Source organism: Sphingobacterium sp. UBA7253 (genome assembly GCF_002472745.1).
GTDB lineage: Bacteria > Bacteroidota > Bacteroidia > Sphingobacteriales > Sphingobacteriaceae > Sphingobacterium > Sphingobacterium siyangense.
On record NZ_DKSP01000042.1, the window covers coordinates 2697 to 8260 of the forward strand.

The window sequence follows — 5564 nt, forward strand, 5'->3', positions numbered from 1 at the left end:
TATCTGTACCCATATCCTTGCTTTTGAAGGGGATTCACAGGTTTATTTCTTTGAAGGTAACTACACTGAATATGAAGAAAACCGTAAAAAACGCGTTGGTGACGTAACACCGCACCGTATTAAATACAAGAAACTGGTAAAATAAGCAACGATCATGGACGGTGGAAGGCTTTTAGCTGCTATAATAGATCACGCTATTGATGGAATAATTACCATAGACAACAGGGGGAATGTGGAAAGCATTAACCCTGCTGCCTTGGAATTGTTCGGTTATCAGGCTGAAGAAGTGATCGGACACAATATCTCCATGTTAATGCCTGAACCTGATCGTGGTAATCACGATGGTTATCTGCATAATTACCAAACCACAGGTCACAAGAAAATTATCGGAATCGGCCGTGAAGTGATGGGCTTAAAGAAAAATGGAGAAACATTTCCATTCCGCTTGGCAGTCAGTGAGGTTTGGTTAAAAGATAAGAATATCTTTACGGGCTTTATTCACGATTTATCGCGTGAGAAAGCTGCCGAGGATATGCTCAAGCAACATGCAACCGAACTTGAACATAAAGTCAGTGAGCGTACACGCGATCTGATCTCTCTGGTATCTGAACTTGAAAAAGCTAAAGCAGAAGTCTCAAAGTCTTTGGAAAAAGAAATTGAACTTAACCAGCTGAAATCACGGTTTGTGTCCATGGCCTCGCATGAGTTCCGGACACCTTTAAGCTCGGTTCAGCTTTCGGCTTCTCTTATTGAAAAGTATTCCGAACGACCGGATGATAAGGCTAATATCATTAAACACACCAATAAAATTAAAAGTGCAGTTCAATTGCTCACAAGTATCCTGAACGACTTTCTGTCACTTGAAAAATTGGAAGCGGGTATTGTTGTGATGAATAAGCAATACATCAATCTCGTTGAGTTGGCAGAAGAGATCACCGAAGAAATGCAAATGATCTGTAAGAAAAATCAGCATATTGTATACCAACATACCGGAGAAATTGGGCATTTCACCCTAGATCCAAATTTGTTGAAAAATGCTTTGGTCAACTTAATCTCCAACGCGATCAAATATTCCGGAGAAGATACCTTGATCGAATTCACAACCTGTATCGACGAAGAAGGCTGCTTAATATCCGTGAAAGACAATGGTATTGGTATACCCGAGGAAGATCAGGTACATTTGTTTGAGCCTTTTTTTAGAGCACATAATACAGGTAATATCCCTGGTACAGGATTAGGTTTGAATATTGTAAAACGATACATCGAATTGATGGCGGGGCAGATGGAATTTGAATCGGAAGTACACAAAGGAACTTCATTCAGAGTAAGCTTTAAATAAAGGTGAACTTGCAGATTCGCATAACTGAATAAATAATTGCAGATGAGAAATAAAAAGACAATTCTAATTATTGAAGATAATATCGATATCCGAGAAGGGACTACCGAAATATTGGAGTTGACAGGAAGGTATGATGTCATTACTGCCGAAAATGGACGTGTTGGCGTCGACCTGGCGACAAGACATATACCTGATCTGATTCTCTGTGATATCATGATGCCTGAATTGGATGGTTACGGAGTCTTATTTATGTTAAGCAAAATTGAGAGTACTGCTAAAATTCCGTTCATTTTTCTGACTGCCAAAGCGGAACGCGCAGATATGCGCAAAGCGATGGAAATGGGGGCGGATGATTATTTGACGAAACCTTTTGATGATGTTGAATTGATGAATGCAATAGATGTTCGCCTCAAAAGACATGAGCAGCTTGCAGCAGATATTCCTCAGGAAGAAGATTTGAGTTTGAGCGCCGAAGAGCAGGTATTGTTGCTAAAAGAGCTAATTGCCAATTCACGGGTGAAAACAGTGAAGAAAAAACAGTCTATTTATGAAAAAGATGATTCGCCAACGTACGTCTATTTTGTGAAATCTGGTCAGGTGCGCAGCTTTAAGTCCTATAAAGATGGACGTGAGCTGTCTACAGGTATTTTTATTGAAGGCAATTACTTTGGTTATGCTTCGATTTTGTTGAATGATAATTATGAAGACTACGCCGAAGCTGTTGAACAAAGTGAAATTGTGTTGATTCCAAAGGACAGTTTTTTGGAGCTGTTATGGAAAAAACCTGCAATAGCCAGTAAATTTATTAAGCTCCTTTCTGTCGACTTACGTGAAAAAGAAGAGCAATTGCTGGGTTTTGCCTATCATTCTGTCCGTAAGCGTGTCGCCAATGCCTTGATTAGCGTTGCTGAAAAAAGTGGAGTTAATATCAATGAGGCTGATGCATGCTCAATTGATGTGACACGAGACGGCCTAGCTTCAATTGCAGGGACAGCCAATGAAACTGTTTCCCGTATGCTCTCCGACTTTAAAGAAGAAAAACTGATTTCGAAAGAAAAAGGGAAGATATACATCAATTCCATCAAGAACCTGCGGGATGTGAAGCAGTAGCGATCAGCAGCTAAGATTTAAAAATCAATTTACTAAAAAAGGCGTGTTCAGTTTTTCTGAACACGCTTTTTTTCTGATAGCCTATGTTTACTGATTTGTGTCTTTTCATTAAAGTATCAATGCGAGTTCGCTATGCCGTTTTATTGAACTAGTTTGGTTTCATTGGTTTCAATGAACGTATAGTACGCGATTATTGGCCATATAATAGCTTTCGGTTGACTTTTACAGCTGTTGATGTTAGCGAAATCATGCAAGTTTTTGTGAATTGTGATAAATATCATTTTAAGGTGTGGTGCTATATCATCTTTTTGCCCATATGCATGATTTACTTTTGTTCTTAGGATAAACCTTAATTGGTGATTGTAGAATCAGAATGAAAGTAGTAGTATATAATGTAAGGTCATTTGAAAAAGAGTTTTGGGCATTGGCAAATGCCAAACAACATGATTTGACTTTGATTTCAAATGGATTAAATGCGGAGACACAGAATTACGCGCGTGGAAAAGATGCGGTAGTTATTTCCGTGAGCGATATGTTGGACGAGAGCATGCTACTTAATTTAAAAGGGTTAGGGATCAATAAGATTATGACCCGCAGTAAGGATACTGCTCATATCGATCTGGTAAAGGCTGGAGATCTGAATATTCAGATTGCCAATGCACCATTTGAAGATCAGAGTCCAAAAGGACTGGCAGAGCAGACCGTCCGGAATCTCAACTTATGGGGATTAGAAAAATGTGTTGGTAAAGCCTGTTGTTGTCTAAACGACTGTGCTAAAAAAATAAAATAAAATGATTACATCGCAGGTTACAATGGAAGAATTGGTGCAAAAATATAATGTTGCCGCACCGCGCTATACAAGCTATCCTACTGTTCCCTTTTGGGATAATGAAGCATTTTCCCGGGCAGCTTGGACTAATCAAGTCTACCAAACTTTCCAGCAGTCGAAAGAAAAAGGTATCAGCTTATATATTCACCTTCCTTTTTGTGAAAGCCTATGTACGTATTGTGGTTGCAATACGCGCATTACAAAAAACCATCGCGTTGAAGAACCTTATATTGCCTCTCTTTTGAAAGAATGGGAAATGTATGTCGCTTTATTTAAGGGAGAAAGACCGTTATTGGCAGAAATACATTTGGGTGGTGGTACTCCGACCTTTTTCCATCCGGATAATTTGAAAGTACTGATTGAGGGGATACTTAAACACGCAGACCTGGCTCCTGATCGTTCATTCTCTTTCGAAGCTCATCCTGCTAATACAACCGTCACACATTTAGAAACCTTATTTGACTTGGGATTTCGGCGCTTGAGCCTGGGAATACAGGATTTTGATCCACTTGTGCAGTTTGTGATCAATAGGCATCAAACTTTGGAGGAAGTGGAGGAGGTTATGCTGAATGCGCGGAAAATTGGATTTGAGTCGATCAACTTCGATTTGATCTATGGATTGCCCAAGCAAACATTGGCTACGGTGGAAGATACGATCCAAAAAGCGATGCTGCTCGGTCCAGACCGGATCTCTTTCTATAGCTATGCCCACGTGCCTTGGATAAAACCCGGTCAACGGCATTATACTGAAGCAGATCTACCTCATGGCGCAGCCAAACTCGCCTTATATAACCTTGGAAAAAAAATGATTTTGGCCCATGGCTATGAAGATGTCGGTATGGATCATTTTGCGAAAAGAGAGGACGAGTTATTTGTGGCTTTTCAACAAGAAAGATTACATCGCAATTTTATGGGGTATGCCGATCGATTTAGTCCCTTGTTAATCGGTATCGGAGTCTCTTCGATCAGCGATGCCTGGGGGGCTTTTGCTCAAAATGTGAAGACCGTAGAAGAATACCATAAACTTATTGATGCAGGGGTATTGCCCGTTATAAAAGGACATATACTCAACGAGGAGGATCTTCTTGTAAGGCGTTATATCCTCGATATGATGTGTAAAGGCAAAGTGCATTTGCCGACAGGTGCGCCGTTGAATGAGCAGATTATCGACGAATTGTCTGAACTTGTTGCAGATGGTTTAGTCTCCATATCCGGCGATCTAATTCAATGTACTGCTATTGGACGCTCCTTTTTAAGAAATATCTGTATGGCCTTTGATCAGCGATTATTGCGTTCAAAAGCACAAAATCAATTATTTAGTCAGGCAATTTAGAACGAAGGTATGGCAGAGCTAAGGGATGAAATACAACTTGCAGAAAAATGTTTCCATTGCGGTGATAAAATTGAGGAAACGGGCTATCAGCTTGATCATCATGATTTTTGCTGTCTGGGCTGTCAGACCGTTTACCAAGTACTGAACGATAGTGGTATGCAGCAATATTATCGCTATAATCAGCACCCGGGTAAATCAAATAAATCCAAGCAAGAAGATTTTTCCTATCTGGATGAACCACAGATTGCCGGTAAATTAGTGGATTATAAAGATGATAAGATGACTATCATCACCTTTTATATTCCAGCTATTCACTGTAGCTCTTGTATCTGGTTGCTGGAAAATTTATATAAACTAAATCCCAACGTACTGCAGTCGCGCGTGGACTTTATGAAGAAACAGGCGAGCATTACATTCAATCACAATGAGCTGCCATTGAAAGACCTGGTTTATCTTTTGGTCAATATCGGTTATGACCCTAAAATCACTTTGCAGGATGTTGTAAAGGAAGGGAATAGAAATAATTTGAATCCTTTGGTCGCAAAAATTGCTGTTGCCGGTTTCTGTTTTGGAAATTCTATGTTATTCAGTTTCCCTGATTATTTTGGAATGGGGAGTTTTGAAAAGGAATATGCCAATTTCTTTGGTTATATAAACCTGGCCTTTGGTCTCCCTGTTTTATTGTATTGTGCATCGGATTATTTCAAATCGGCCTATTGGAGTCTGAAACAAAAGCGGTTGAATCTGGATGTGCCATTAGCTCTAGGAATCCTCGTGTTATTTTTGCGTTCCGCGTTTGAGGTGATCACACAGACAGGAGCTGGTTTTACGGATACACTCTGTAGTCTTGTATTCTTTATATTGATCGGAAAATGGGTACAACAACGTACCTATTATCATATCTCATTTGAACGGGATTACCGGAGTTATTTCCCCGTGGCTGTAACAGTATT

Annotated in this window: 5 protein-coding genes; all 5 read left to right on the forward strand. The window is 39.8% G+C overall.

Annotated features, from left to right (window positions below; genetic code table 11):
• The first annotated feature begins 154 nt into the window (after positions 1-154).
• Positions 155-1339 carry a PAS domain-containing sensor histidine kinase gene (locus tag B2X72_RS03875; RefSeq protein WP_070567185.1) on the forward strand — a complete coding sequence of 395 codons (1185 nt, stop codon included), beginning with the start codon at positions 155-157 and terminating at the stop codon, positions 1337-1339.
• A 42-nt stretch (positions 1340-1381) separates the two neighbouring features.
• Positions 1382-2449 (forward strand): response regulator, encoded by a 1068-nt coding sequence (locus B2X72_RS03880; RefSeq protein ID WP_070567183.1) that lies wholly within the window; start codon positions 1382-1384, stop codon positions 2447-2449.
• A gap of 373 nt (positions 2450-2822) precedes the next feature.
• The gene (locus tag B2X72_RS03885; protein WP_070567181.1) at positions 2823-3239 is read left to right on the forward strand and encodes a lactate dehydrogenase; all 417 of its coding nucleotides are present in this window, start codon (positions 2823-2825) and stop codon (positions 3237-3239) included.
• 1 nt (position 3240) lies between these two features.
• The gene (gene hemN, locus B2X72_RS03890; RefSeq protein ID WP_175442018.1) at positions 3241-4611 is read left to right on the forward strand and encodes an oxygen-independent coproporphyrinogen III oxidase; all 1371 of its coding nucleotides are present in this window, start codon (positions 3241-3243) and stop codon (positions 4609-4611) included.
• A 9-nt stretch (positions 4612-4620) separates the two neighbouring features.
• Positions 4621-5564, forward strand: a 944-nt coding sequence (locus tag B2X72_RS03895) for a heavy metal translocating P-type ATPase metal-binding domain-containing protein (protein ID WP_286848341.1), incomplete at its 3' end; no start/stop codon positions are given.